This is a genomic window from Ignatzschineria larvae DSM 13226 (assembly GCF_038500265.1).
Taxonomy (GTDB): Bacteria; Pseudomonadota; Gammaproteobacteria; order Cardiobacteriales; family Wohlfahrtiimonadaceae; genus Ignatzschineria; species Ignatzschineria larvae.
On sequence record NZ_CP150637.1, the window covers coordinates 976597 to 1002293 of the forward strand.

The window sequence follows — 25697 nt, forward strand, 5'->3', positions numbered from 1 at the left end:
GTAATGTCTAATGAACAAGGATATCAAAATTATGAGGCATATGAAGGTGATTATAGTAAAAACCAAGATGTCCGACAAGGCTCAAAAATGCCAATGGGACCTGGTAGCACTAATGGACGTGAAGGCTCATCGGTAAAGATTGTTTTAGAAAATTATACTATTAATGTCTTTTTTGATGGCACGGGAAACAACGTTCATAATACAGAGTTTAGACTATTAGATGAAGAATATGATGCACTTCAAAAGAAGAGACAATTTTATAAAAAAGAGCTTGCAGAAAGCATGGCTCAAGATATTAAGATAAATGTTCTCACAGAACGAAATGGTAAAACTTATATTACACAAAGAAGCCCAAATCTTCGTGAACGTATCCAAGAGGAGCAGCGATTAGCTAAAGAGCAAGCGCAGCTGAAAAAAAGAATTTCTGATATTGAGAATGAAATGGATCATCTTATTGATAAGAAAAAGTATAAAGATCGTACTTATCAAAAGGAGCCTAACGTCAGTTATCGTAATGAGTTTAGTAACGTTGCATTACTTCATCTAGGATCAGATGAGTTCTCAAAAAACAGTAAAAATATTTATATTGAGGGTGCTGGTACAACCAAGGATGAAGTTGATGATACTGAGGGTTTAGGTTTTGCCTCAGGTGAAAAAAGTGGTGTTTATGTACGTATCAATGAAGCATTTAAAAAAATTCAGGAAATTACAAAAATAATAAAAGCTCAAAGATATTCCGTTAATGTCTTTGGTTTTAGTCGCGGTTCATTTTATGCCCGTGTTTTTTGTGCATGGTTGAAAGCAGCTGAGTCAGCTAATGAAGGTGAAGAGCATACTCATAATCTACGGTACCAACACTTAAATGCACCTCCCGATCTTTTTAACATATCATTGTTAGGTATCTATGATACTGTTTCATCTCATGGAAAAGAGCATTACAGTGATCCTGAAGGTACAAGATCAATGTCCCCACTAGCACTATTCGATAGTGATCAATTCCCTTTAGCGATTACTAATGATGATCAAGATATTTATAAGATAGTCCACCTTACTGCCCAAAACGAATATCGAGATCATTTTCCATTAACGCCTATTACTGCAGCCTTAAAAAGCCAACCTACAAAAGGTGGAAGTGCCCTTGAAATAAGTTTCCCCGGAGCACACTCTAATCTCGGTGGTGCCTATACTGATGTATGGAAAGAAGAAAATCACTATATTAGTAAAACAGGATCTTTGGTATCACACCCATTTTTTGGAGAAAAAGATGGGGCGATTCATTGGAAATGGTGGGTAAATAAGGGGTATTATTTAAAATCAGAGTTATCTAAAAAACTCTACAAGAGTATTAGTATTAATCTCGTACCAAGTTTGGTCTCTGCATATTTTGTCGCAAACCGCGGTGTTCGTAATCATTATCAATATATCACGTTTGGAGCCATGCGAATGGCTGCAGAAAAATTTGGGACGATGAAATTTAATGAGAAACAAGAAAGATTGCAAGAACGACTGTATATTTTTGAGCAGGCTAAAAGAGGTCAGGATGTGAATAAACAAGAAGCTATTCAATATCAAAAAGAGATTTCTAATCAAAGAGCCAAGGTTTTATCTAATGTAGATGCAGCTATTCGAGCAAAAATGATTAAACATATGAATGACCATGGTAAGTTTGAATTTGAGTTATCTAAGGAACTTCCAGATCTCAAAGACCAAAAATGTTTATATGGCACATTTATTTGTAATAGTCTTCAACCAATATCAGCCACTTACAAAGATGAGGTAAGTCCTGTCTTTTTTGAAGGCGAATTTGAAAATGTCGAACAGCAATTATCTTATGAAAAGTACGATATTCAACCAGAAAAAAAATATGTTGAACGTCTAAGGACACCGTCAGTGACAATCCATGGTGTTGAGAATGAGGGAACCACAAGAAGGAATCAATCTGCGACAGGTATACCTTCACGTCCTACGGTGAAGGGTGGGTAATAAAAAAATGAAAAAATTAAGAATTAATTATTGGCTATTTATTTTTTGTATAGCTTTTGTATATTTTTTAATGGGTTGTAATATGAATAATAAAAGAGAGAGAGAGCAAGAAGTAGATATTTTTGGATATACGGTAACATTGGGTGCTCCTCAAGAATTTAATCTTTTGTTCGGCGGGCATAATAGTTACCTCTACTTGACAGAGGAAAATCAAGAAACTGGGGAGAAAATTGATAGAATAGTGACCTCTTTTCCGACTTTAGGAGATTTCCAAGGAGGATTTTGGCGAAATGGCGGTACTAAGACATCTAATAGTAATAGAGCTGAATTCCCAACGGGGATCTATCTGCAATGGTACTCATTGTTTGAAAAACAAGGCTGGAAAATACGTTTTGACTTCGATCCCATCTTTATGGAAAAACTCAAGTATCATTGTTTCAAAAATGTTAATGATGGAGCGGATGATTGCATTGTTGATCGTCGTAATTTTGGACAAGATTATATTTTAGGAAATTTTTCGTTCAATATTTATGCCATGCCCAGTGGGCTAGCCTACGTTTATATGTCAGGGGGTGGAGAAACTTATCTTCTTGGAGAGCTTCAAGCAGAACCCACAGATATTAATTTTGAGAGCTACAAAATAACTTTAGGCTCACGCCTCAATGAGACAGGAGATGAGGTATTTAATCGCCGACTCTCTTATCAAACAGAAGAATTTCAAAAAGCATATCACGACGGGACTCTCTCATTTAGTACCGAGAAGTGGGAACGCCGGATGAAACGATATGATTGGGAGCTTGTCGGCAATTCTTTTTACAAGATAAAAGGTCCTTTTAATTCTGTTTACACTAATGCGGAGATGTATAACATCTATCAAGACGGTAAAAACACTTTTCGAGATCGTCATGCCCCGCCGAATCATTTGACTGTTTATCTTGAAGGTACAGAACTATCGCCAAACCCGGGAGTTGTAAAAAGAGTTCGTTTTAAGTTTGATGACGATGAAATTATGAAGTCATTTGAAATAATGTCAGCGTTAGATCCTGATGTGAAATTACAACTACAATTAGATTTATCTGCCGATTTTACCGGACATCGTTTATTTTTAAAAAATGGTGATAAAATCCGCCGTATAGAAAGTACGATGTTCTATATCGAAGATATTCCCGAACTATATAAACCTGTTATTGAAGATCCTAACTATAAGATGCCTAGCGTGGATTAAGAGATAGGATAATGCTCTAATGAGGGATACTGGATGTAATTTCATTTATCAAAATTCTATCTATTTTCATTGCGATTATCCCGGGTGCTATAAAGAAGATATCAGCGGTGAGCGCTATACCACACCTGAGCCGAGTAATGATTCTGGTTTAAGTTGCTGGATTCGAGTCTCTCAAGATTGGGCCGGTGCAGGATGGGGTTCGATGCAATTGCCACGAGTCGGGCAAGAGGTTATTGTCACTTTTTTAAATGGCGATCCAGACCAACCGATCATCACAGGGCGAGTTTATAATAATCTCCAAACTACTCCGTATAAAATGCCGCGTTATAAAACAGTGACAACCATTAAGAGTAAAGAGGTTAAAGGTAGTGGTTATAACGAATTAATCTTAGATGATACCTATACGAAGATAAAAGCGATGCTCCATTCTACACACGGCGCATCCCAGCTTTCACTCGGCTATATTAAATCAGAACACCGAGTTGATAAACATCCTGATCACCGTGGCGATGGCTTTGAACTTAGAACGGATGAGTGGGGCGCTATTCGTGCCGGCAAAGGTTTATATATTTCCACAGATATCAGAGAGAAGGCGGAGAAAAAGCAACTTGATCTCGAGGAATCCATTGTTCAACTTGAACAAGCGCTTGCGCTTGCGAGAGAGCTAGCAAGAGCAGCAGATACGTCTCAAACCTATCGCACAGATGTAGATAATCAAGAATCTCAGTTTAAAGGAGTCTATCAAGAACTCAAATTGCCGGGAATGCTCTTAAGCTCTCCGGAAGGCATTGCGCTAACTAGTCCCAAAAGCATTCAAGCTTCGAGCAGTCAAAATATTGCGCTGACCAGTTATCAAAGTATTGATATGAGTAGCTTTAAGGATTTCAGAGTGGCAGCAAAAACAAATGTCTCAATCCTCGCGGTAGAAAAAGATCTCAACTTGATAGCGAACCAAGGACGCATGAAGATTCAGGCTCAGAATAATGAGTTGGAATTATCATCAAAACAAGAGCTGAGAGTGATCTCGAATGATAATAGTATTGTGATCGCGGCTCAAAACGGTATCAAGCTTGTATCGGGCGGTGCTTATATTCTCATCAAAGATGGAAAAGTAGAAATTGGTGGACCTCAACCTTTAGACATTAAAACGGCAGGTTTTAATGTAGTCGGTAGTAATAACATGCCTTATAACTTTACCAATTATGATTCAGAAAACCCGATGTAAAATGATGAGATGTTTGTAATCGAGGATTACAAATTATTTTTAATAATGAACAAGAACGAATTTCGGAACGGAAAACAATTTTTGATAAGGCAAAATCAGGTGAGGATGTAAAAGCTACTGAAGCAAGAAAATACCAAAAGGAAATTACCCTCAAAAGGGCTGAGATTTTAAAAAAAATGGATGACGCAGTTCAAGAATTTTTACAGAAACATCTTCACGAACATGGAGAGTATGCATTTGATATATCGAGTGTATTTAATGATGAACAAGATAAAAAAGATTTATATGCCACTTATATCTGTAATAGCTTAAATCCTATTTGGCGATTATCTAATATAAATTTATCTACGAAAGAAGTACTCGAAATAAAGGAAAGTATGACACAAACTAGAAATGAATATGATATACATCCTAAAAAAGAGGTTGGAGTTGAATACGGTATCAATCTTGGAGTAACGGGAATTGAAAATGAAGGGAGTAGTAGTAAAAATAGACATTGGTGGGACAAAGAAGTAAAGCGCCCGACTGTAAAAGGTGGCTGAATGAAGAGCATAGTTAGTTATCTTAATCACTTTTTATTTTATGGCATCAGCTCAATTTTATTATTAGGATGTAATACAAATATGGATAGCAACTCAAAACTAGATGAATACAGTTATGTTGTGCGATTAAGCGCCCCTAAAGAATATAATTTATTATTTGGAGGACATAATAGCTATTTATATTTATCAGAATTAAATGAGAAATCTGGAAACCTGGTAGATCGTAAAGTAACTACATTTCCCACTTTAGGGGATTTTAAAGGTGGATTTTGGCGTCTAGGTAGTAAAGTAACATCGGGCGGTAATGAAGCTGAATTCCCATCAGGAATTTTTTTAAGATGGTATTCCTTATTTGAAAAGCAAGGTTGGGCGGGTCGTTATGATTTTAATCCGGAATTTATGTCACAAATAAAACAACATTGCTTTATGAATGTGGTTAGAGGGTACGAAGATTGTCTTACAGCTAAAAAGAATATTTTTTCATTTGATATTTATGCAATGCCCAGCGGCTTAGCCTATGTTTATATTAGTGGTGCAGGTGAGACCTATTTTTTAGGAGAAATTCAAGCAGAACCAATAGATATAAACTTTGAAATCTATAAAAAAACTTTAGGCTCGCGTCTCAATGAGACAGGAGATGAGGTATTTAATCGCCGACTCTCTTATCAAACAGAGGAATTTCAAAAAGCATATCACGACGGGACTCTCTCATTTAGTACCGAGAAGTGGGAACGCCGGATGAAACGATATGATTGGGAGCTTGTCGGCAATTCTTTCTATAAAGTCAAAGGTCCTTTTAATGCTGTTTATACTAATGCGGAGATGTATAACATCTATCAAGATGGTAAAAACACTTTTCGAGATCGTCATGCGCCGCCTAATCATTTGACGGTTTATTTAGAAGGCACAGAATTATCGCCTAATCCCGGTAGAGTAGAACGAGTGAGGTTTAAGTTTGATGATGATGAGATTATGGAAGCCTTTGAGGTTATGGAAGCTATTGATCCAAATAATAAAATCACATTAGAAATTGATATGTCAGCTGATTTTAAATCTCATCGATTAATATTAGCTAATGGTAATAGAGCTGTACGTTTAAAACCTACAATGTTCTATATTGAAGATATACCCGAACTATATAAACCCGTTATTGAAGATCCTAACTATAAGATGCCTAGCGTAGATTAAAGTGAATTTCTGTTTATCACTAATTAAATCCTTAAAAATGAGTAATGGTAATATTTTTTTATGAAAAGAAGCTTAAAGTATTTATTAATCGGACTAGCTGCGGTAATCATTACAATAACGATCCAATTTTTCCCAGAGCCTGATGAAAAAGAGCAAGAAGTAGATATTTTTGGATATACGGTAACATTGGGTGCTCCTCAAGAATTTAATCTTTTGTTCGGCGGGCATAATAGTTACCTCTACTTGACAGAGAAAAATCAAGAAACTGGGGAGAAAATTGATAGAATAGTGACCTCTTTTCCGACTTTAGGAGATTTCCAAGGAGGATTTTGGCGAAATGGCGGTACTAAGACATCTAATAGTAATAGAGCTGAATTCCCAACGGGGATCTATCTGCAATGGTACTCATTGTTTGAAAAACAAGGCTGGAAAATACGTTTTGACTTCGATCCCATCTTTATGGAGAAGCTCAAACATCACTGTTTTAGAAATGTTAATCGAGGTGCTCAAGTATGTATGATAGATCGGCGTAATTTTGGTCAGAATTATATTTTAGGAAGTTTTAATTTTTCTATCTACGCCATGCCCAGTGGGCTAGCCTACGTTTATATGTCAGGGGGTGGAGAAACTTATCTTCTTGGAGAGCTTCAAGCAGAACCCACAGATATTAATTTTGAGAGCTACAAAATAACTTTAGGCTCACGTCTCAATGAGACAGGAGATGAGGTATTTAATCGCCGACTCTCTTATCAAACAGAGGAATTTCAAAAAGCATATCACGACGGGACTCTCTCATTTAGTACCGAGAAGTGGGAACGCCGGATGAAACGATATGATTGGGAGCTTGTCGGCAATTCTTTCTATAAAGTCAAAGGTCCTTTTAATGCTGTTTATACTAATGCGGAGATGTATAACATCTATCAAGATGGTAAAAACACTTTTCGAGATCGTCATGCGCCGCCTAATCATTTGACGGTTTATTTAGAAGGTACAGAACTATCGCCAAACCCGGGAGTTGTAAAAAGAGTTCGTTTTAAGTTTGATGACGATGAAATTATGAAGTCATTTGAAATAATGTCAGCGTTAGATCCTGATGTGAAATTACAACTACAATTAGATTTATCTGCCGATTTTACCGGACATCGTTTATTTTTAAAAAATGGTGATAAAATCCGCCGTATAGAAAGTACGATGTTCTATATCGAAGATATTCCCGAACTATATAAACCTGTTATTGAAGATCCTAACTATAAGATGCCTAGCGTGGATTAAGAGATAGGGTAATACTCTAATGAGGGATACTGGATGTAATTTCATTTATCAAAATTCTATCTATTTTCATTGCGATTGTCTCGGGTGCTATAAAGAAGATATCAGCGGTGAGTGCTATACCACACCTGAGCCGAGTAATGATTCTGGTTTAAGTTGCTGGATTCGGGTCTCCCAAGATTGGGCCGGTGCAGGTTGGGGTTCGATGCAATTGCCACGAGTCGGGCAAGAGGTTAAAGGCAGTGGTTATAACGAATTAATCTTAGATGATACCTATACGAAGATAAAAGCGATGCTCCATTCGACACACGGCGCATCCCAGCTTTCACTCGGCTATATTAAATCAGAACACCGAGTTAATAAACATCCTGATCACCGTGGCGATGGCTTTGAACTTAGAACGGATGAGTGGGGCGCTATTCGTGCCGGCAAAGGTTTATATATCTCCACAGATATCAGAGAGAAGGCGGAGAAAAAACAGCTTGATCTCGAGGAATCCATTGTTCAACTTGAACAAGCGCTTGCGCTTGCGAGAGAGCTAGCAAGAGCAGCAGATACGTCTCAAACCTATCGCACAGATGTAGATAATCAAGAATCTCAGTTTAAAGGAGTCTATCAAGAACTCAAATTGCCGGGAATGCTCTTAAGCTCTCCGGAAGGCATTGCGCTAACTAGTCCCAAAAGCATTCAAGCTTCGAGCAGTCAAAATATTGCGCTGACCAGCTATCAAAGTATTGATATGAGTAGCTTTAAGGATTTCAGAGTGGCAGCAAAAACAAACGTTTCAATCCTCGCGGTAGAAAAAGATCTCAACTTGATAGCGAACCAAGGACGCATGAAGATTCAGGCTCAGAATAATGAGTTGGAATTATCATCAAAACAAGAGCTGAGAGTGATCTCGAATGATAATAGTATTGTGATCGCGGCTCAAAACGGTATCAAACTTGTATCGGGTGGAGCTTATATTCTCATTAAAGATGGAAAAGTAGAAATTGGTGGACCTCAACCTTTAGACATTAAAACGGCTGGCTTTAATGTCGTTGGAGCAGAATCTCTAGGGGTCGATACAAAAGGATTTCCAGCTTATAAGCCTCAACTTTATAAAGAGAGGTTTTCGATGGCATTTCCATCGGGCAAACCAATACCTTTCATTGATTATGAGGTTAAATCTCAAGGGGACTCTTTCAGAGCACGATCTAATGCCGAAGGGGAAACAAGAGAAGTTTATACAGAATCTGAAGAAAAATTGGAATTAAATATTGCTTGGATGAGTTTAGAAGAGGTGGAGGAAGATCCTAATTTCCAAGAAGTAAACGAAAATAACCAAAATAGGGAGGAAAAAATATGAGTCTTGATTGGAGTTTTACAAATCTAGAAGAGCAAAGTTGTAAGCCAGTTAAGTTAGAATGCTCACCATTTTGGGAATATTGGCAGCAAGAAGCTATTAAGAGAATGTCTAATTTACAGGATGAAGAAAAAAATATTTATAAAATAGAACTAGGTTATGAGGCTAGAGCTAGAAGGATTGCCGCAATTTATGCCAAAATATTTTTAGAAACTGAAGCTTATGGTAATGAAAAAGTAAGAGGACGATACTACTGGATGGGGTTTGGCGCTTTTGCATCAAAAACTATGGGAATGGTTTTTAGTCATTTTGGAACAGCTACAGGGTTTAAAGTGGGAATACGAGAAGCTGCAAATGTATTTGCAAAAGGTAATTTTTGGTTATTCATGGATTTAGCACCTTGGCATTATGCCTGGAGTGCCTGTCCCAAATCATTTGAAAGTTGTTTTGAAAGTCGTGATACCGAGAGTTTTGAACATCTTAAAGAAGTTATGACGAATTTACCTTGGTTTAACGATGTCCCTATAGACATCAGGAAGATGAATAAAACAAAAGAAATTGAAAATGCTTTTATAAAAGTTAAAGAAATAGAATCCATTTTTTTAAATAAGCCAGATGATTTTGAAAAATATAAATTAGCATGGCGGAATCCAATTCCTAGCGCAACACTTACTTAAGGAGTAAAATGTTGCCATGAACTATTCAAGATTATCACTTAATGAACGGATCAATATTGAAGTTGGTATACAACTTAATAAAAGTATTCGAACCATTGCTAAAGAGCTAAACCGATCGCCTTCGACAATTTCCAGAGAGTTAAAAAGAGTTGAGGATAAAGATCACTATGCTGCAACAAAGGCACAGTACGCCTATTTACAAGCTAGAAAGAGATGCGCCCCTGATGAAAAACTAACGCCAGGAACGGTCTTATTTGGTTTTGTGGAACAGTGTTTACGTGCTAAATTATCTCCTGAACAAATATCCGGGGTACTTAAAAAGATGGCTAATTCTAGTTACTATGTTTGCCAAGAAACAATCTACAATGCCTTGTATGCTTTACCCGTTGGCCAATTAAAAAAAGAATTACTCCAATGTTTAAGGCAAGGACGTACCACACGAAAACCCCGAAAAGGAACTGTGGATAGAAGAGGGCAAATTCCTGATTTAGTAAGTATTCACTTACGTCCTCCAGAAGTTAAAGATCGTTTAACACCTGGACATTGGGAAGGTGATTTGATCAAAGGAAAAGGCAACGCTTCAGCTGTCGGCACATTAGTTGAGCGCACTAGTGGTTATGTTATGTTAATCAAAATGGAAGATGCAACCGCAACCTCTGCCGTTATAGGGTTTAGCGCAGCACTCAATCGAGTACCTTTAACATTTGCACGAACAATGACCTATGATCGAGGGAAAGAAATGGCTTATCATGCTCAAATCACGCAAAATACGGGAGTTGCTATCTACTTTTGTGATCCCCATAGCCCCTGGCAAAGAGGGAGTAATGAGAATATCAATGGTTTGATACGACAATACTTGCCCAAAGGGACAGATCTTTCTATTCATAGTCAGGAAGAGCTTGATGAAATAGCGCTATCACTCAATAGTCGACCTCGAAAACGCTTTAATTTTAGATCGCCTATCGAAGTTATTACAGAACTATTTCACAAGGAATATGAAGCTACTCAGATGACGAAACATTAACTGTTGCGTTAGAAATTGGAACTCAAGCATCTAAAAAGCTAAGGGAGCAATTATCAGCGATAGGAGATCAAGAACAACGTAATATTTTACAAGATCTCGTTTGGAAAAATGGCTCCGTCAAGTTTGGTTCTTGGGCAACAAGATGGTTTGGATGGACAGGAGCTTTACCGAGTACAACTTTAGTACTATCTAGTGATTATGATGTGGAGGCTGTAAAAAAAGTAAAATATATCATTGTAAATCCAGAAACAAAGGAATCCATGGAGTATACAAAAGTGGGTTCAGAAAGGCATCAGGATACATTATCTCAAATCGAAGACGATGTTTATATTCCGCCTTTACCAGAAACAATTGCTGAAGAGGAGGATAGTCGAATGGCTTGGATTAATGTAGCTGCTGCTAGATACCATAAATTAATGAGTGATGAAAAAGGCCAACCATTTCTTTACGATGAGTTGAAGATTATTGCTGGATGGGAGTTTGATCAAACAGATTTAAAATATATCGATCGAGCATCAAATGATGGGAAAATATAGGATGGAAAAATATGAGTAAAAAACGAGGACTATTTTTGATAAGCACCCTTTTTTTATTTTTTATAATTTATTATCTATTTCAAGATAGAAACCTCACTAAGGAGAATAAGATGGGACAAATTTATCAACCTTTGGAATTACATTTTTGGGAAGAAGGGCGAGAGGATTTTTTAAAGTATGCATATGGTAATATCGAGACACATCCAGTAGGGCTTAACTTTATAGATATACATTGGAAGGCACCACAACTAGGCGCTGTTAAAATTATTACAGAGTTTAGTGATTTTATTATTCCCAATGTTTTATGGGCCGGTGGAGTTGATTATGCGCGCATGAAAAGAGGCATTCAAGATATTACTGTAAGCGGTAGTTTACATTATGATGAATACACAACGCCCGAACAAGCTTATGAAGCATATGTTGCATTGGTAAAACAAATTAATGAAAAGGGCTGGCAACAATATTTTAAGCCTACTTTTCCTAGAATCCATTCTGAAGATAATTTGAAATATGCTTTGGAGAAGGGAGAAATTATAGATCCTACTTATATACTAAGCTATGAAGTATGGCGAGATGTATTAGATAAAAATTTTGGAGTAGGATTTGAGCTATATAATAATGAAATAACGTTATCACTATCTATTCAAAGACGTTATCAAGATGATGAAAAAGAGCAATATTCGACTCGTTATGAGTTTACTACTTTTAGATATCTTGCTCACAACGGCAATAAAAAGGAAGGAATGAGTGAGGGTGAATTTAAAGAAGTACTGAATAGCGAGAAAACAAGGTATGACACTAGTCGTGAGCTAAGAGAGATAAAAGCTAAGAATGATGGCTATCGTATAAATGAAGACTATATTTATCCTGATATTTGGCAATATGCACAATAACACGCTAATAATTATTTTGAACTTCGCATCGATGAGTGGGGCGCTATTCGTGCCGGCAAAGGTTTATATATCTCCACAGATATCAGAGAGAAGGCGGAGAAAAAGCAACTTGATCTCGAGGAATCCATTGTTCAACTTGAACAAGCGCTTGCGCTTGCGAGAGAGCTAGCAAGAGCAGCCGATACATCTCAAACCTATCGCACAGATGTGGATAATCAAGAATCTCAGTTTAAAGGTGTCTATCAAGAACTCAAATCGCCGGGAATGCTCTTAAGCTCTCCGGAAGGCATTGCGCTAACTAGTCCCAAAAGCATTCAAGCTTCGAGCAGTCAAAATATTGCGCTGACCAGCTATCAAAGTATTGATATGAGTAGCTTTAAGGATTTCAGAGTGGCAGCAAAAACAAATGTCTCAATCCTCGCGGTAGAAAAAGATCTCAACTTGATAGCGAACCAAGGACGCATGAAGATTCAGGCTCAGAATAATGAGTTGGAATTATCATCAAAACAAGAGCTGAGAGTGATCTCGAATGATGACCGAGTAATTATAGCTGCAGACAAAGAAATATTCCTCACTTCAGGTGGCGCTTTTATTCGGATTAAGGATGGAAAAGTAGAAATTGGAGGGCCTCAACCTTTAGACATTAAAACGGCAGGTTTTAATGTAGTCGGTAGTAATAACATGCCTTATAACTTTACCAATTATGATTCAGAAAACCCGATGTAAAATGATGAGATGTTTGTAATCGAGGATTACAAATTATTTTTAATAATGAACAAGAACGAATTTCGGAACGGAAAACAATTTTTGATAAGGCAAAATCAGGTGAGGATGTAAAAGCTACTGAAGCAAGAAAATACCAAAAGGAAATTACCCTCAAAAGGGCTGAGATTTTAAAAAAAATGGATGACGCAGTTCAAGAATTTTTACAGAAACATCTTCACGAACATGGAGAGTATGCATTTGATATATCGAGTGTATTTAATGATGAACAAGATAAAAAAGATTTATATGCCACTTATATCTGTAATAGCTTAAATCCTATTTGGCGATTATCTAATATAAATTTATCTACGAAAGAAGTACTCGAAATAAAGGAAAGTATGACACAAACTAGAAATGAATATGATATACATCCTAAAAAAGAGGTTGGAGTTGAATACGGTATCAATCTTGGAGTAACGGGAATTGAAAATGAAGGGAGTAGTAGTAAAAATAGACATTGGTGGGACAAAGAAGTAAAGCGCCCGACTGTAAAAGGTGGCTGAATGAAGAGCATAGTTAGTTATCTTAATCACTTTTTATTTTATGGCATCAGCTCAATTTTATTATTAGGATGTAATACAAATATGGATAGCAACTCAAAACTAGATGAATACAGTTATGTTGTGCGATTAAGCGCCCCTAAAGAATATAATTTATTATTTGGAGGACATAATAGCTATTTATATTTATCAGAATTAAATGAGAAATCTGGAAACCTGGTAGATCGTAAAGTAACTACATTTCCCACTTTAGGGGATTTTAAAGGTGGATTTTGGCGTCTAGGTAGTAAAGTAACATCGGGCGGTAATGAAGCTGAATTCCCATCAGGAATTTTTTTAAGATGGTATTCCTTATTTGAAAAGCAAGGTTGGGCGGGTCGTTATGATTTTAATCCGGAATTTATGTCACAAATAAAACAACATTGCTTTATGAATGTGGTTAGAGGGTACGAAGATTGTCTTACAGCTAAAAAGAATATTTTTTCATTTGATATTTATGCAATGCCCAGCGGCTTAGCCTATGTTTATATTAGTGGTGCAGGTGAGACCTATTTTTTAGGAGAAATTCAAGCAGAACCAATAGATATAAACTTTGAAATCTATAAAAAAACTTTAGGCTCGCGTCTCAATGAGACAGGAGATGAGGTATTTAATCGCCGACTCTCTTATCAAACAGAGGAATTTCAAAAAGCATATCACGACGGGACTCTCTCATTTAGTACCGAGAAGTGGGAACGCCGGATGAAACGATATGATTGGGAGCTTGTCGGCAATTCTTTCTATAAAGTCAAAGGTCCTTTTAATGCTGTTTATACTAATGCGGAGATGTATAACATCTATCAAGATGGTAAAAACACTTTTCGAGATCGTCATGCGCCGCCTAATCATTTGACGGTTTATTTAGAAGGCACAGAATTATCGCCTAATCCCGGTAGAGTAGAACGAGTGAGGTTTAAGTTTGATGATGATGAGATTATGGAAGCCTTTGAGGTTATGGAAGCTATTGATCCAAATAATAAAATCACATTAGAAATTGATATGTCAGCTGATTTTAAATCTCATCGATTAATATTAGCTAATGGTAATAGAGCTGTACGTTTAAAACCTACAATGTTCTATATTGAAGATATACCCGAACTATATAAACCCGTTATTGAAGATCCTAACTATAAGATGCCTAGCGTAGATTAAAGTGAATTTCTGTTTATCACTAATTAAATCCTTAAAAATGAGTAATGGTAATATTTTTTTATGAAAAGAAGCTTAAAGTATTTATTAATCGGACTAGCTGCGGTAATCATTACAATAACGATCCAATTTTTCCCAGAGCCTGATGAAAAAGAGCAAGAAGTAGATATTTTTGGATATACGGTAACATTGGGTGCTCCTCAAGAATTTAATCTCTTGTTCGGTGGGCATAATAGTTACCTCTACTTGACAGAGGAAAATCAAGAAACTGGGGAGAAAATTGATAGAATAGTGACCTCTTTTCCGACTTTAGGAGATTTCCAAGGAGGATTTTGGCGAAATGGCGGTATTGAAACGTCTGTTTCTAATCGGGCTGAATTCCCAACGGGGATCTATCTGCAATGGTACTCATTGTTTGAAAAACAAGGCTGGAAAATACGTTTTGACTTCGATCCCATCTTTATGGAAAAACTCAAGTATCATTGTTTCAAAAATGTTAATGATGGAGCGGATGATTGCATTGTTGATCGTCGTAATTTTGGACAAGATTATATTTTAGGAAATTTTTCGTTCAATATTTATGCCATGCCCAGTGGGCTAGCCTACGTTTATATGTCAGGGGGTGGAGAAACTTATCTTCTTGGAGAGCTTCAAGCAGAACCCACAGATATTAATTTTGAGAGCTACAAAATAACTTTAGGCTCACGTCTCAATGAGACAGGAGATGAGGTATTTAATCGCCGACTCTCTTATCAAACAGAGGAATTTCAAAAAGCATATCACGACGGGACTCTCTCATTTAGTACCGAGAAGTGGGAACGCCGGATGAAACGATATGATTGGGAGCTTGTCGGCAATTCTTTTTACAAGATAAAAGGTCCTTTTAATTCTGTTTACACTAATGCGGAGATGTATAACATCTATCAAGATGGTAAAAACACTTTTCGAGATCGTCATGCGCCGCCTAATCATTTGACGGTTTATTTAGAAGGCACAGAACTATCGCCAAACCCGGGAGTTGTAAAAAGAGTTCGTTTTAAGTTTGATGACGATGAAATTATGAAGTCATTTGAAATAATGTCAGCGTTAGATCCTGATGTGAAATTACAACTACAATTAGATTTATCTGCCGATTTTACCGGACATCGTTTATTTTTAAAAAATGGTGATAAAATCCGCCGTATAGAAAGTACGATGTTCTATATCGAAGATATTCCCGAACTATATAAACCTGTTATTGAAGATCCTAACTATAAGATGCCTAGCGTGGATTAAGAGATAGGATAATGCTCTAATGAGGGATACTGGATGTAATTTCATTTATCAAAATTCTATCTATTTTCATTGCGATTATCCCGGGTGCTATAAAGAAGATATCAGCGGTGAGCGCTATACCACACCTGAGCCGAGTAATGATTCTGGTTTAAGTTGCTGGATTCGAGTCTCCCAAGATTGGGCCGGTGCAGGATGGGGTTCGATGCAATTGCCACGAGTCGGGCAAGAGGTTAAAGGTAGTGGTTATAACGAATTAATCTTAGATGATACCTATACGAAGATAAAAGCGATGCTCCATTCTACACACGGCGTATCCCAGCTCTCACTCGGCTATATTAAATCAGAACACCGAGTTGATAAACATCCTGATCATCGCGGCGATGTGTAATCCTCCCTTTTTTGATCCCGCTCTTAAATAAGATGAAAGATTGATCATCTATACTCAATAAGCGGGATTATTTTATATCTATTATTGAATGGTTGATCTCTATGATCAATCAACCATTTTATACCTTTACTACTCTTTATTATTGCTTAGTAAGGCACTTCATTGCCTTCAGGGCCTGTTACAATCGGACGATTATGGTCTGAACACCATTCGCTCCAAGAGCCGTGATAGAGGCGTGAAATACCTAAACCGGCATAATAGAGCGCAAAGAGATTGTGGCAAGCAGATACACCTGAACCACATTGATGCACGACTGTTGCAGGCTCAATACCGTCTAAGAAAGCAAGCCACTCTGATTTGAGTGTTGCAGGATCTTTGAAAGTCCCTTTTTCTGTGAGGTTTTGGGCAAAGGGATAATTGATTGCAGTGGGAATATGGCCGGCAACAGGGTCAAGGGGTTCCTCTTTCCCTTCAAATCGTGCTGCGCTTCTTGCATCGACAAGTTGCAATCCTTCCTGACGATTGCCTAGAATGTGATCAAGGATTTCCGCTAAGAAGACCACTTCAAAATCGCTCTCTTTGAGCTCGATATCGCCTTGTTCATTAATCGCTTGCGGATTATCTGTTTCAAGCGCTAAGCCCGCATCAACCCACGCTTTATAGCCACCATCGAGTACTTGCACAGACTCGTGGCCTAAATAACGTAAAATCCACCACGCGTGGCAGGCGAGCATACTATTTTGATCATCGTAGAAAACGATATGATCATCGTTATTAATCCCGAGATTTTGTAATTTTTCGATGAGAACATCTTGTGAGGCTAATGGATGACGGCCATTGTAGCCTGTGCGCTCTGCGCAGAGATCCTCTTCTAAATCAAGCCAAAGTGCGCCGGGAATCCGGGCTGTTTGGTAACTATTTTGTCCATATTGAGGATCAGCTAAATCATATCTTACATCGATCACTTTCCAATTTGCATCTGAAAGGTGACTCGATAGTTCCTCAACTTGAATGAGGGGTGACACTTGCATTGTAAACTCCTTATTATGTATGTAAGCAAGTCGTTAAAATATTGCCTTTCTTGAACTATACGCACCCTTAAAATCTTAACAGAGATTACCGTTAAGTCCTGAATTTAGGTATTCGACAGGCACGTGATGTGCTAAAAAAGCAGGATTGTAAAATAGATCTATAGCGAGAATGTTCATCGCTTGTGAGATAACGAGGCGTTATAACGATCAATAGGCATGTCATCTTACGAGGTTGCACAATAGCTTCTTGAGGTATCGTGAGATCTATTTTTATTAAAAATCATCTTGTGTTACCACTTCTGTAACATCTTTTATAACTTTTTCTTATGAATTCTTGTAATAGAATAGTGGATTTAGCGATTTCTCACAATAGCTAGATCGGTTCTTGATGTTATTTTTTAATCAAAATAAGGGAGAATACTGCCATTGATTACTAAAAGTAATTCAAATGTTAACAATAAGTTAGATAAATATAACAATGTTGCCTATTTTAAATGAATGAAGTTCGAAAGGCTTATCTTGAGTGAGTCGGCATTATGCTAGAATAAGCAATTAGAAACCCATATAAATGAATACAAACCAATATAACCCATAAATAGAAGAGATTGCATAATGATTGTTTACGGAATTAAAAATTGTAATACGATGAAAAAGGCCTTTACTTGGTTAGATAAACATCATATTACCTACGAGTTTGTTGATTATCGTAATCCGGGCTTAAGTACTGAAACGCTTCAGGGGATCTTAAAGCTGATTGATCTTGATGATCTTGTGAATAAACGGAGTACTAGTTGGCGCGCATTAAGCGATAGTGGTAAAGAAGCGGTGCTTAATCCGGCGATGGCGATTGCAGTACTACAAGCGCATCCAACCTTAATCAAACGGCCTTTAATTGTGGAAGGTTCTAAAGCCTATGTAGGGTTTTCTGAAGAGGCATTTAGTCAACAATTTTTATAGAGGTTTCTCTATAGGCGCTTAGCTAACCATACTGAACGGTAACCACAATTAGGATCTTGTAGTTGATATTGCAATAGACCAAATTGTTGCTGAATTAAGGTTTGCCGATATTCACTCTCTGATAAGCTCGCGTGATAGAGCGGATGACCATTGAAATCGCCGATGTGTAATCCTCCCTAAAAATAATACCGACTATAAGTAGAATTTTCTCGTATTATTTACTTAGGAGAAATTAACTATGAAAAAATCAAAATTCACAGACACACAAATCATGTCAATCTTAAAGCAGAATGAATCAGGCGTGAAAGTGACCGATTTATGTCGAGAGCATGGGATTAGTTCGGCGACATTTTATAAGTGGCGTTCAAAATATGGTGGTATGGATGCCTCGATGATTACTCGCTTAAAAGAGCTAGAAGCTGAGAATGCAAGGCTCAAAAAAATGTATGCTGAAGAATGTTTAAAGTCCCGTATCCGCCAAGAAGCTTTAGAGGGAAAGTGGTAAAGCCATCTCAACGAAAAGAGATGGCTAAAGCTGTTTTAAAGACTCAAGATATCTCCATTCGTTTGGTTTGTGAGATATTTGGGATTAGCAAAACGGCTTTTCACTATCAGGCCAAAGCCTCTTCCGAAAACAGACTCATTGAAACTTGGTTACTGAAGTTAACTAAAGCTCATAAGCGTTGGGGTTTTGGTTTATGTTTTGATTATTTGAGAAATATTCAAAAGTTCCGATGGAATCATAAACGAGTTTTAAGAGTTTATCGGGAATTAGAGCTTAATCTCAGAATTAAACCTAAAAAACGAATCATCAGAAATTGCCCCGAAGCATTGGGATTAGCGACAGATATTAATCAAATATGGTCGATGGATTTTATGTCTGACAGCTTGCAAAATGGACGTTATTTCCGAACTTTTAATGTGATTGATGATTATAATCGAGAAGGTCTTTGCGTGGATATTGATTTTAGTTTACCGACAGAAAAAGTGATTCGCTCCTTAGAGAGAATTATTGAATGGAGAGGAAAGCCTGCAGCGATTCGATGTGATAATGGCCCTGAATATATTAGCCAGAAATTAATTGATTGGGCTAATTCAAAGAAGATCACTCTGATCTATACTCAACCGGGGAAACCCACACAAAATGCTTATATTGAGCGATTTAACCGCACCGTAAGAGAGGAGTTACTATCGAATTATCTGTTTGGAACAATCAATGAAGCACAAATTTACTCCACTAAATGGCTATGGAGTTATAATAATGAAAGACCCCATTCAGCCATTGGATCTGTGCCACCGTGTCAACTTTAATAAACCAAGAGAAACCTTCTACTTTTAAATAGCCCTAAAAAGGGGAGGATTACAATGGCCTCGCCATTTTCGTGGCCACTGGTGAAGAGTAGAGGCGCGTTGGGTTTCGCCCATTGTGAGAGTTTAGCAAATAGCACTAACTGTTTTGCTTGAGGTAGATGAAAGAGACTATCCCACGCAATAATCGCGTCAAATTGTGTGGATAGCTCAACCTCACAGATATCAGCGAGTTGCCAAGTCTGATTGGGGAATTGCTTTTGTGCGCGTTTAATGAAGGGCTTAACCTGATCAATACCATAGATCGAGAATCCTTGTGCAATGCAATACTCTGCAATCGGTTGTCCGGTGCCACAGCCTAAATCGAGAATCGTACCATTTTCAGGAATCAGTTTAAGAAAACGATCTAGCCAAGTCTGCTCCACAAATTCGCTCTCAAGGCGAAGCTTTTGCCACGCTTTCGCATAGCGCTTGTAGAGAATAGGGATAAGATCGGCTGATGGATGTGGCATAAGTACCTTATTCAATGATTAACTGCTGTAGATCGCCATATTCTACGCTAATTCCCTCTATTCGTATAGCTGAGTGCAGATTGGGAAAATCTAAAAATTAAAGGGACAACGATCGTCATCCCTTTAATTGTTAACTATTTGTGCTCATTTCACTGCCGTTTGATTCGATAGGAGTAAGATCAATGACGAGCTTAGTTATAGTAAATTTAGGTATAGTAAATGGGTTTAAGACAAATAGTTTTTAAGCTGCTAGTACGGGATTTTAAAAGAAGATAAAACCGTATTAAACAACACTTGCAAGATGCCGGATAGAACAGCTTCCTTACCTCTTACAACCGATGTGCCGGCATTTAAATACGCTTACTTTGAACCGATATTACTATACAAGTTTAATCACAAGCCGGTTTTCCGGTACGATGATTGATCGCCCCATTTTCAATGAGTAATTGCACCACTTGGTTATTGCCTCGTTCACAAGCAAAGGTGAGGGCATCTTGATCGAAGGCTGGGCTATTCACATCTGTTTCCGTTGTTACGCGATTAGGTTCAGCACCCTGTTTTAAGAGATAATCGACTATTTCATAGCGATCATTACTTGCCGCAACAATAAGCATCGTTTCACCTTGCATATCATGCGCTTGATCATTAATATCGACCTTATCTTTCAGTAGCTCATAGAGCTTTTCAAAGACTTTGACATTTTTACCAAGAGTCGCAGATTTCAATACGTGACTGACATCGCCACGATCCGTTGCCCAGAGATCCGCATTTTGAGAGAGTAGATAATCGACCATATCCTCATAACCGATAAATGCCGCCCAACCAAGCGCTGTTTGCCCGAGGCTTGCTTCATCTTTTACTTCAATATCTTGGCCATTCTCAACCATAATTTTTACCGTAGCAAGATCGCCTTGTTTCACCGCATCAAACCAAGCGGCATCAGGGCCTTCAGAGGGTTTATCATAGAACATCCGCCATGCTAAACGATCAGGATTAGCAATTTCCACCATTTCAGAATAATCTAAGCGAAATTGTTGATAGCCTTCGGGATTATCTGTATTGAAGATCGCACTATAAGCAAAGGGAGTCGTTAATAGAAATAGAGAGGCTATAATCGTTGTTTTAAATGGAATTTTTATCATAAATTTTCACCTTATTTTTATTAAAAACGATGGGAAGGGTGATTAAAGCGATGTAGATTTAAACAGAACCATCTAGTTCTTTAATCCTAATCTAGTTCTTTAATCCTATGTAGGTTTTTGTTGCCTAGAGGGGGCAGGGTAGCATGTTAACCCCATAAAAATATGAATATATTGAAAAAAGTTGTAAAAATTTGCGAGGGTAATTATAGGTGTGCTATTTGATTAATTTGATTTAATTGGGTGAATTTTGATAGAGATAATTTTGATAGAGACATAAATAAAACTTTTGAATTATTGATGAAAAGGAAAAGTTGAAAACAAGGTCATGAGAAGTAGATAGAGCAGAGCGCGGTTGAGATGAGTAACCAATATTATCCGCGTTCTGCTCTGTTTTCTTAGGCTGCATTATAAAATTTAATCTCTCAGCGGGGAGATGTTAGCCTATACATTATATTGCGCATTAAGCCCGATCAATAGGCGTAATCTCTTCCACTGTTTCAGTAGGCGTCTCAGCCTCTTCTGATTCATCTTTATAATGAGGCATTGAGTCGTGGATGCTCTCTCGGAGCTTCCGGCGATATTGATAACGACTATAGATATTATTAGCAATAATCATACTACAAACAATCGCGACACCAAGAAGCTCAAGCGGTTCAACGGAGTGTCCTTGCACAAGACGGATCACAACGGTGGTAATAGGGGCAATATTGATGAAAAGTACAGCATTAAGCGGCCCTAAGCTTTGAACACCTTTGTTCCACCCTAAAAGTGCAAATAATCCCGGGAAGAGAATCATAAAGAGAAAATGATATTTGACAGAAAAGATTTCAGGCAATGTCGGAACAGTAATTTTACCCATTGCAGTGCCCATTCCTACGACAACTAAAGTGGTGAGCATTCCGTATATTAAGCTCAATGTTGAGTAGCGTAATACTGACCATTGTGGCAGACGAGAACCGCCAATTGTGTAGAGCGCCCAACCTAAGGCTGCGATGAGTAGAAAAAGAAATGGTAATAGACGCCCCCCGGAGAAGATTGTACTAAAATCACCATTAGTCACAACAAGAGAGACACCAATGAAAGCGATGATAATAGTTCCCAGCGTAAAATTTCCAGGATGTACCCGATAATAAGCCCACATCACAATAGCCGAGAGAATCGGCACAGAGGCCTCCATAATCGAGGCGATCAATACGCCGGGATCTCCGAGTTGCTCTTGGCCAATAAACATTAAGAGGTTATAGACAGTAAAGCCCATTGTACCAAAGAACCAAATCATCAATAGATGGCCTTCTGAACGAAAAGCCCGAGGCCCCTCTTTGAAGTAGAGAATAATGGCAAGAATAATCGCAACGGGAATATAACGTAATAGCGTAAAATAAAAAGGATTTACAACTTGAAAGATAGCCCCTGCAACAGGGAACATTGCGCCCCAAGATGCACTTGCGATGATGAGTAATAATGCGCCATATAAAACGTTTGGACGACCTGCCATTTGAAAAATTCCCCCTTTATCATTAAAACCTTCAATACAATAATACTGTACTACTCACTGCTATTGTATAACTGTCCTTTATCACTGATTTGTATCATTTATTCATCACTATTGGATAATCTATTCGATAAAGGCTAGGAAAATAGTTGTATTGTGGGTAGTTGTTACTTGATTAAGTTTTAAAGGTTTTATGTTATAAATTATTATTTAATATATTTTTTAATAAACATCAGTTGACTAACTAATTGTTGTTGTAGGATGATTCCGTTCAGGATTGTGAGGGGTGGTGATTACCTTTTAGCCCACAATAAGTCATGGATTTCATCCATCTCATAATACGAAATCGAGTCCTTGAAACTGCTACTTTAATGCTTCTTTCATATCTTGTAAAACGATTAATTATATTAGTTGATATCAGTTTTAGTGATAGATATAATTGCCTGATCAGAAGGATGTTTTTTGATAATAACCATCAGTGAAAAGAGGTAGAGTGCCATTATGAACGATCGAGATTTGAGAATATTTACCAAGGTTGCCGAGTTGGGGTCGATTAGTCATGTGGCGAAAGAGCTTAATTATGTGCAGTCTAATATCAGCTCAAGAATTCAAAAGCTTGAAGAAGACCTCAATGTCACGCTCTTTTTCCGTAGTAAGCAAGGAATGCAACTCACGCCTGAGGGCAAAGTGCTCGTAGACATTGCGTACAAGATTATTGAACTCTCTGATAAGATGATGCAAGTGGCCAAATCAGGGGGAATGCCGGTCGGAAAGTTAGAGATCGCCTCGGTAGAAACGGTGATTAAACTGCCATTAATCCTCTCTAAATTTAATAAAAATCATGCCGGAGTTGATCTGCGGCTGGCGACCGGTGTAACTACTGAGCTTCGGGATAAAGTACTCAATTATCAGCTTGATGGCGCATTTGTTACGAAAAGCCGATTAACGAGCCATCCTGAACTACAAGAATTAGATGTATTTGAAGAGAAGTTGGTGCTCATTGCTGATGAGAAAGTAGAGAATCTCTCCGAGCTACTTGAAAGACCGCTATTGAGCTTTAGCGATGGTTGTGGCTACCGGGCCAAATTCCATGAATGGCTCAAAGCAAGCGGATTAGAAGCCACTAAAAATATGGAATTAGGGACCTTAGAGACCACACTTGGAAGTGTTATTTCAGGCTTAGGAATTGCTTTTGTTCCATATTCTGCGGTCGCCCATTATGAGAAACGAGGCTTAATCTATTGCCACGAGCTCCCTTCTGCGTATAGTGCGATTACAACGACCTTTATCTATCGTAAAGATGAAGAGATTAGCCCTGTGTTGAGTGCTTTTGTGGAGACGATTAAAGAGACTAAAGATGATGCAATCTCCCCCTTTTACCGCTTTTAGTGACCAAGTCATTGGAGAATCACTGAAGTTATAGAAATCATTTAGTTAGCAGAGGAATCAACATTATTTTATGGAACTTGTCGTTATAGGCTGTATCTTGTTAGTGGCATTGAGCTCAGTGCGTTTTGTCTTTGGCTTTGCAAGCCGAATTGTCTCATTCTTTGTCCGAACATTTATTCGATTGGTCTTTATTCTTATTTTTATTGTCGGCGCAATTTGGGTTTATGATTACTATAAAGTCTATCAAAATAGAGTACGTATTGATGCCGAGAGCACCCAATCAATGGACTCATCTAACTCGGCAGGAAACAGAGACCCTCAAGCATCAACAGTAATAGATCAAGCGATTCAAATTATTAAGAAATAGTATTAAAAAACAGCTAAGAAACGAGAACCATTGACACCGCTTCTTAGCTATTTGTCTCTGCTTGCTGATATTACTGCTCTAATCGTTTTTCAATAATCGCATCAATTTCATCGTGGCCAATTTCTGGAATCGGTTTTTTGAAGAATCGCGTTAAAATCGTGAGATAAACAATGCCTAAGCCAAGCCAAAGAAGACCAATGGTCATTGCATGCCCATCGAGATTGATCCAGAGCCAGATGGTAAGCGCCATTCCGCAAGCGGGCAAAATTCCGTAGGAGAAGATGCCTTTGAGATGGAGATTCTCTCTATTTTGAGTCAAGAGATGGCTTTTGATGACGCATGCATTGACCGAGGTAAAGGCCACTAAAGCACCGAAGCTAATCATTGAAACCACTAAATTAAGCGGAATAATGAGGGAAATGAGTGAAAATGTGGCAACGCAGATCAGCGCTAAATGGGGTGTATGGAATTTAGGATGAAGATGGTAAAACACTTTTCTGGGTAACACGCCTTCCCGACCCATTGCAAAGAGAATGCGGGAGACACTCGTTTGAGAGGTCATTGCAGAGGCATACACACCGGTTAAATAAGTGGCTAAGAAGAGATCTGAGAGTAGTTTACCGCTGAAATTACTCATCTCGCCAACACGATTCATAATATCAAGGCTCGCAGTCTCTTGTTTACTCTCGAGGGCAAAGTCTTGCCATTCAGGGTAAGAGAGATTTGCCGTATAAGAGATCACTAAGAAAATCGCGCCGGCAATGACAACTGTCAGCATAATCGCCCGAGGTAAGGTTTTAGAGGCATTTTTAGTCTCTTCTGCCATCGTGGCAATGGCATCAAACCCTAAGAATGCTAAGCAGAGCACTGCAGCACCCGAGAGTAATCCCCCTAATTCATCGCCTTGAGGGGTTAATGGTGCCAATAGATTAGTCGGTGAAAGCTCAGCACTTCGTAAGCTTAGAACGATAAAGAGGCCGATAAAGAGTACTTGTAGTGTAATCAGAAAGAGATTCACTGGCGTGACGAGTTTAACGCCGATATAGTTTAAAATCGTGACCGAAATTAAGCATCCAAGAATAAAGCCCCAAGCGGGAATTGCCGGGAATGCTTCGTGGAGGTAGAGACCAAGTACGACATAATTCACAATGGGAAGAAAGAGATAATCGAGTACTTGTACCCAACCTACAGAAAAACCGACGAAAGAGCCAAAGGTCCGTTGACTGTAAGAGTAGGCTGAGCCAGAAAGAGGGAGGAGCGTTGACATACGACAATAACTGAGTGCGGTAAAAAAGATCATTACCAGCGTAACAATATAGGCAATCGGTAGGTGGCCACTACTGAGGTAAGTGACTTGCCCGTAAGTGGTAAATATTCCTAATGGAACCATATAGGCTAGGCCAAAGAGGATTAAAATGGGGGTTGTTAAGACTCGGTTCATTGCCGGCTGGGACATCGCTATCATCTCCTTCCAGA

At 38.2% G+C, this 25697-nt stretch carries 25 protein-coding genes and 1 pseudogene; 21 read left to right on the plus strand and 5 right to left on the minus strand.

Annotation, left to right across the window (positions count from 1 at the left end; all coding sequences use genetic code 11):
• The first annotated feature begins 3 nt into the window (after positions 1-3).
• The 17 genes and pseudogenes from WMO13_RS04180 (at position 4) to WMO13_RS04255 (ending at position 16023) form a co-directional block, all read left to right on the plus strand.
• A complete protein-coding gene (locus tag WMO13_RS04180) occupies positions 4-1983 on the plus strand; it encodes a phospholipase effector Tle1 domain-containing protein (RefSeq protein WP_034856128.1) in 1980 nt (659 codons plus the stop codon).
• 7 nt (positions 1984-1990) lie between these two features.
• A complete protein-coding gene (locus tag WMO13_RS04185) occupies positions 1991-3208 on the plus strand; it encodes a hypothetical protein (protein ID WP_342386911.1) in 1218 nt (405 codons plus the stop codon).
• Positions 3209-3227: 19 nt separating this feature from the next.
• On the plus strand, positions 3228-4433 hold the full coding sequence (gene vgrG / locus WMO13_RS04190) for a type VI secretion system tip protein VgrG (RefSeq protein ID WP_342386912.1): 1206 nt from the start codon (positions 3228-3230) through the stop codon (positions 4431-4433).
• A 176-nt stretch (positions 4434-4609) separates the two neighbouring features.
• On the plus strand, positions 4610-4975 hold the full coding sequence (locus WMO13_RS04195; protein WP_026879441.1) for a hypothetical protein: 366 nt from the start codon (positions 4610-4612) through the stop codon (positions 4973-4975).
• Between the two features lie 81 nt (positions 4976-5056).
• Positions 5057-6163, plus strand: coding sequence for a DUF2931 family protein (locus WMO13_RS04200; RefSeq protein ID WP_342386913.1), 1107 nt, complete (start codon positions 5057-5059; stop codon positions 6161-6163).
• Between the two features lie 60 nt (positions 6164-6223).
• Positions 6224-7435 carry a hypothetical protein gene (locus WMO13_RS04205; protein WP_342386914.1) on the plus strand — a complete coding sequence of 404 codons (1212 nt, stop codon included), beginning with the start codon at positions 6224-6226 and terminating at the stop codon, positions 7433-7435.
• A gap of 19 nt (positions 7436-7454) precedes the next feature.
• The gene (locus WMO13_RS04210) at positions 7455-8780 is read left to right on the plus strand and encodes a DUF2345 domain-containing protein (protein WP_342386915.1); all 1326 of its coding nucleotides are present in this window, start codon (positions 7455-7457) and stop codon (positions 8778-8780) included.
• On the plus strand, positions 8777-9454 hold the full coding sequence (locus tag WMO13_RS04215) for a DUF2515 family protein (protein ID WP_051396312.1): 678 nt from the start codon (positions 8777-8779) through the stop codon (positions 9452-9454). The genes WMO13_RS04210 and WMO13_RS04215 overlap by 4 nt, the downstream gene beginning before the upstream one ends.
• 16 nt (positions 9455-9470) lie before the next feature.
• Positions 9471-10478: an IS30 family transposase gene (locus tag WMO13_RS04220; protein ID WP_342386846.1), complete on the plus strand. Its 1008-nt coding sequence runs from the start codon at positions 9471-9473 to the stop codon at positions 10476-10478.
• 14 nt (positions 10479-10492) lie between these two features.
• Positions 10493-11014: a DUF2515 family protein gene (locus WMO13_RS10660; protein WP_416224373.1), complete on the plus strand. Its 522-nt coding sequence runs from the start codon at positions 10493-10495 to the stop codon at positions 11012-11014.
• A gap of 110 nt (positions 11015-11124) precedes the next feature.
• The gene (locus WMO13_RS04230) at positions 11125-11907 is read left to right on the plus strand and encodes a hypothetical protein (RefSeq protein ID WP_026879440.1); all 783 of its coding nucleotides are present in this window, start codon (positions 11125-11127) and stop codon (positions 11905-11907) included.
• Positions 11908-11934: 27 nt separating this feature from the next.
• Positions 11935-12075: pseudogene (locus tag WMO13_RS10665) on the plus strand (type VI secretion system Vgr family protein); the annotation flags it as partial.
• A gap of 39 nt (positions 12076-12114) precedes the next feature.
• Positions 12115-12633, plus strand: coding sequence for a DUF2345 domain-containing protein (locus WMO13_RS04235; RefSeq protein ID WP_342386916.1), 519 nt, complete (start codon positions 12115-12117; stop codon positions 12631-12633).
• A 176-nt stretch (positions 12634-12809) separates the two neighbouring features.
• Positions 12810-13175, plus strand: coding sequence for a hypothetical protein (locus WMO13_RS04240; RefSeq protein ID WP_026879441.1), 366 nt, complete (start codon positions 12810-12812; stop codon positions 13173-13175).
• An 81-nt stretch (positions 13176-13256) separates the two neighbouring features.
• A complete protein-coding gene (locus tag WMO13_RS04245; RefSeq protein ID WP_342386913.1) occupies positions 13257-14363 on the plus strand; it encodes a DUF2931 family protein in 1107 nt (368 codons plus the stop codon).
• 60 nt (positions 14364-14423) lie between these two features.
• Positions 14424-15635: a hypothetical protein gene (locus WMO13_RS04250; RefSeq protein WP_342386917.1), complete on the plus strand. Its 1212-nt coding sequence runs from the start codon at positions 14424-14426 to the stop codon at positions 15633-15635.
• A 19-nt stretch (positions 15636-15654) separates the two neighbouring features.
• Positions 15655-16023: a type VI secretion system Vgr family protein gene (locus WMO13_RS04255; protein ID WP_342386918.1), complete on the plus strand. Its 369-nt coding sequence runs from the start codon at positions 15655-15657 to the stop codon at positions 16021-16023.
• 146 nt (positions 16024-16169) lie between these two features.
• Here WMO13_RS04255 and WMO13_RS04260 read toward each other — a convergent pair whose 3' ends face one another.
• Entirely contained in the window at positions 16170-17054 is an 885-nt protein-coding gene (locus WMO13_RS04260) for a sulfurtransferase (protein ID WP_026879437.1), read from the minus strand.
• Positions 17055-17666: 612 nt separating this feature from the next.
• On the opposite strand from WMO13_RS04260, the gene WMO13_RS04265 reads away from it, so the two are divergent.
• Together WMO13_RS04265 and WMO13_RS04270 are read left to right on the plus strand one after the other, a co-directional pair.
• Positions 17667-18011, plus strand: coding sequence for a Spx/MgsR family RNA polymerase-binding regulatory protein (locus tag WMO13_RS04265; RefSeq protein WP_051396310.1), 345 nt, complete (start codon positions 17667-17669; stop codon positions 18009-18011).
• Positions 18012-18249: 238 nt separating this feature from the next.
• Positions 18250-19322, plus strand: a protein-coding gene (locus WMO13_RS04270; RefSeq protein ID WP_342386822.1) for an IS3 family transposase whose coding sequence is annotated in 2 segments (ribosomal slippage) — positions 18250-18511 and positions 18511-19322 — 1074 coding nt in all. Because the reading frame shifts where the segments join, the coding sequence is not laid out codon by codon here.
• On the opposite strand, the gene WMO13_RS04275 is transcribed toward WMO13_RS04270, so the two are convergent.
• The 3 genes from WMO13_RS04275 to WMO13_RS04285 all read right to left on the minus strand — a co-directional run bounded on the left by WMO13_RS04275 (position 19319) and on the right by WMO13_RS04285 (position 22468).
• Complete coding sequence (locus tag WMO13_RS04275) at positions 19319-19831, minus strand: class I SAM-dependent methyltransferase (protein WP_051396304.1); 513 nt, start codon at positions 19829-19831, stop codon at positions 19319-19321. The genes WMO13_RS04270 and WMO13_RS04275 overlap by 4 nt on opposite strands.
• 389 nt (positions 19832-20220) lie before the next feature.
• A complete protein-coding gene (locus WMO13_RS04280) occupies positions 20221-20973 on the minus strand; it encodes an ankyrin repeat domain-containing protein (protein ID WP_034856045.1) in 753 nt (250 codons plus the stop codon).
• Between the two features lie 460 nt (positions 20974-21433).
• On the minus strand, positions 21434-22468 hold the full coding sequence (locus WMO13_RS04285) for a DMT family transporter (protein WP_051396303.1): 1035 nt from the start codon (positions 22466-22468) through the stop codon (positions 21434-21436).
• Between the two features lie 498 nt (positions 22469-22966).
• On the opposite strand from WMO13_RS04285, the gene WMO13_RS04290 reads away from it, so the two are divergent.
• Positions 22967-23854 carry a LysR family transcriptional regulator gene (locus WMO13_RS04290; RefSeq protein WP_026879395.1) on the plus strand — a complete coding sequence of 296 codons (888 nt, stop codon included), beginning with the start codon at positions 22967-22969 and terminating at the stop codon, positions 23852-23854.
• A gap of 70 nt (positions 23855-23924) precedes the next feature.
• Complete coding sequence (locus WMO13_RS04295; RefSeq protein WP_026879394.1) at positions 23925-24221, plus strand: hypothetical protein; 297 nt, start codon at positions 23925-23927, stop codon at positions 24219-24221.
• 70 nt (positions 24222-24291) lie between these two features.
• On the opposite strand, the gene WMO13_RS04300 is transcribed toward WMO13_RS04295, so the two are convergent.
• Positions 24292-25677 (minus strand): APC family permease, encoded by a 1386-nt coding sequence (locus tag WMO13_RS04300; RefSeq protein ID WP_026879393.1) that lies wholly within the window; start codon positions 25675-25677, stop codon positions 24292-24294.
• Positions 25678-25697: the final 20 nt, after the last annotated feature.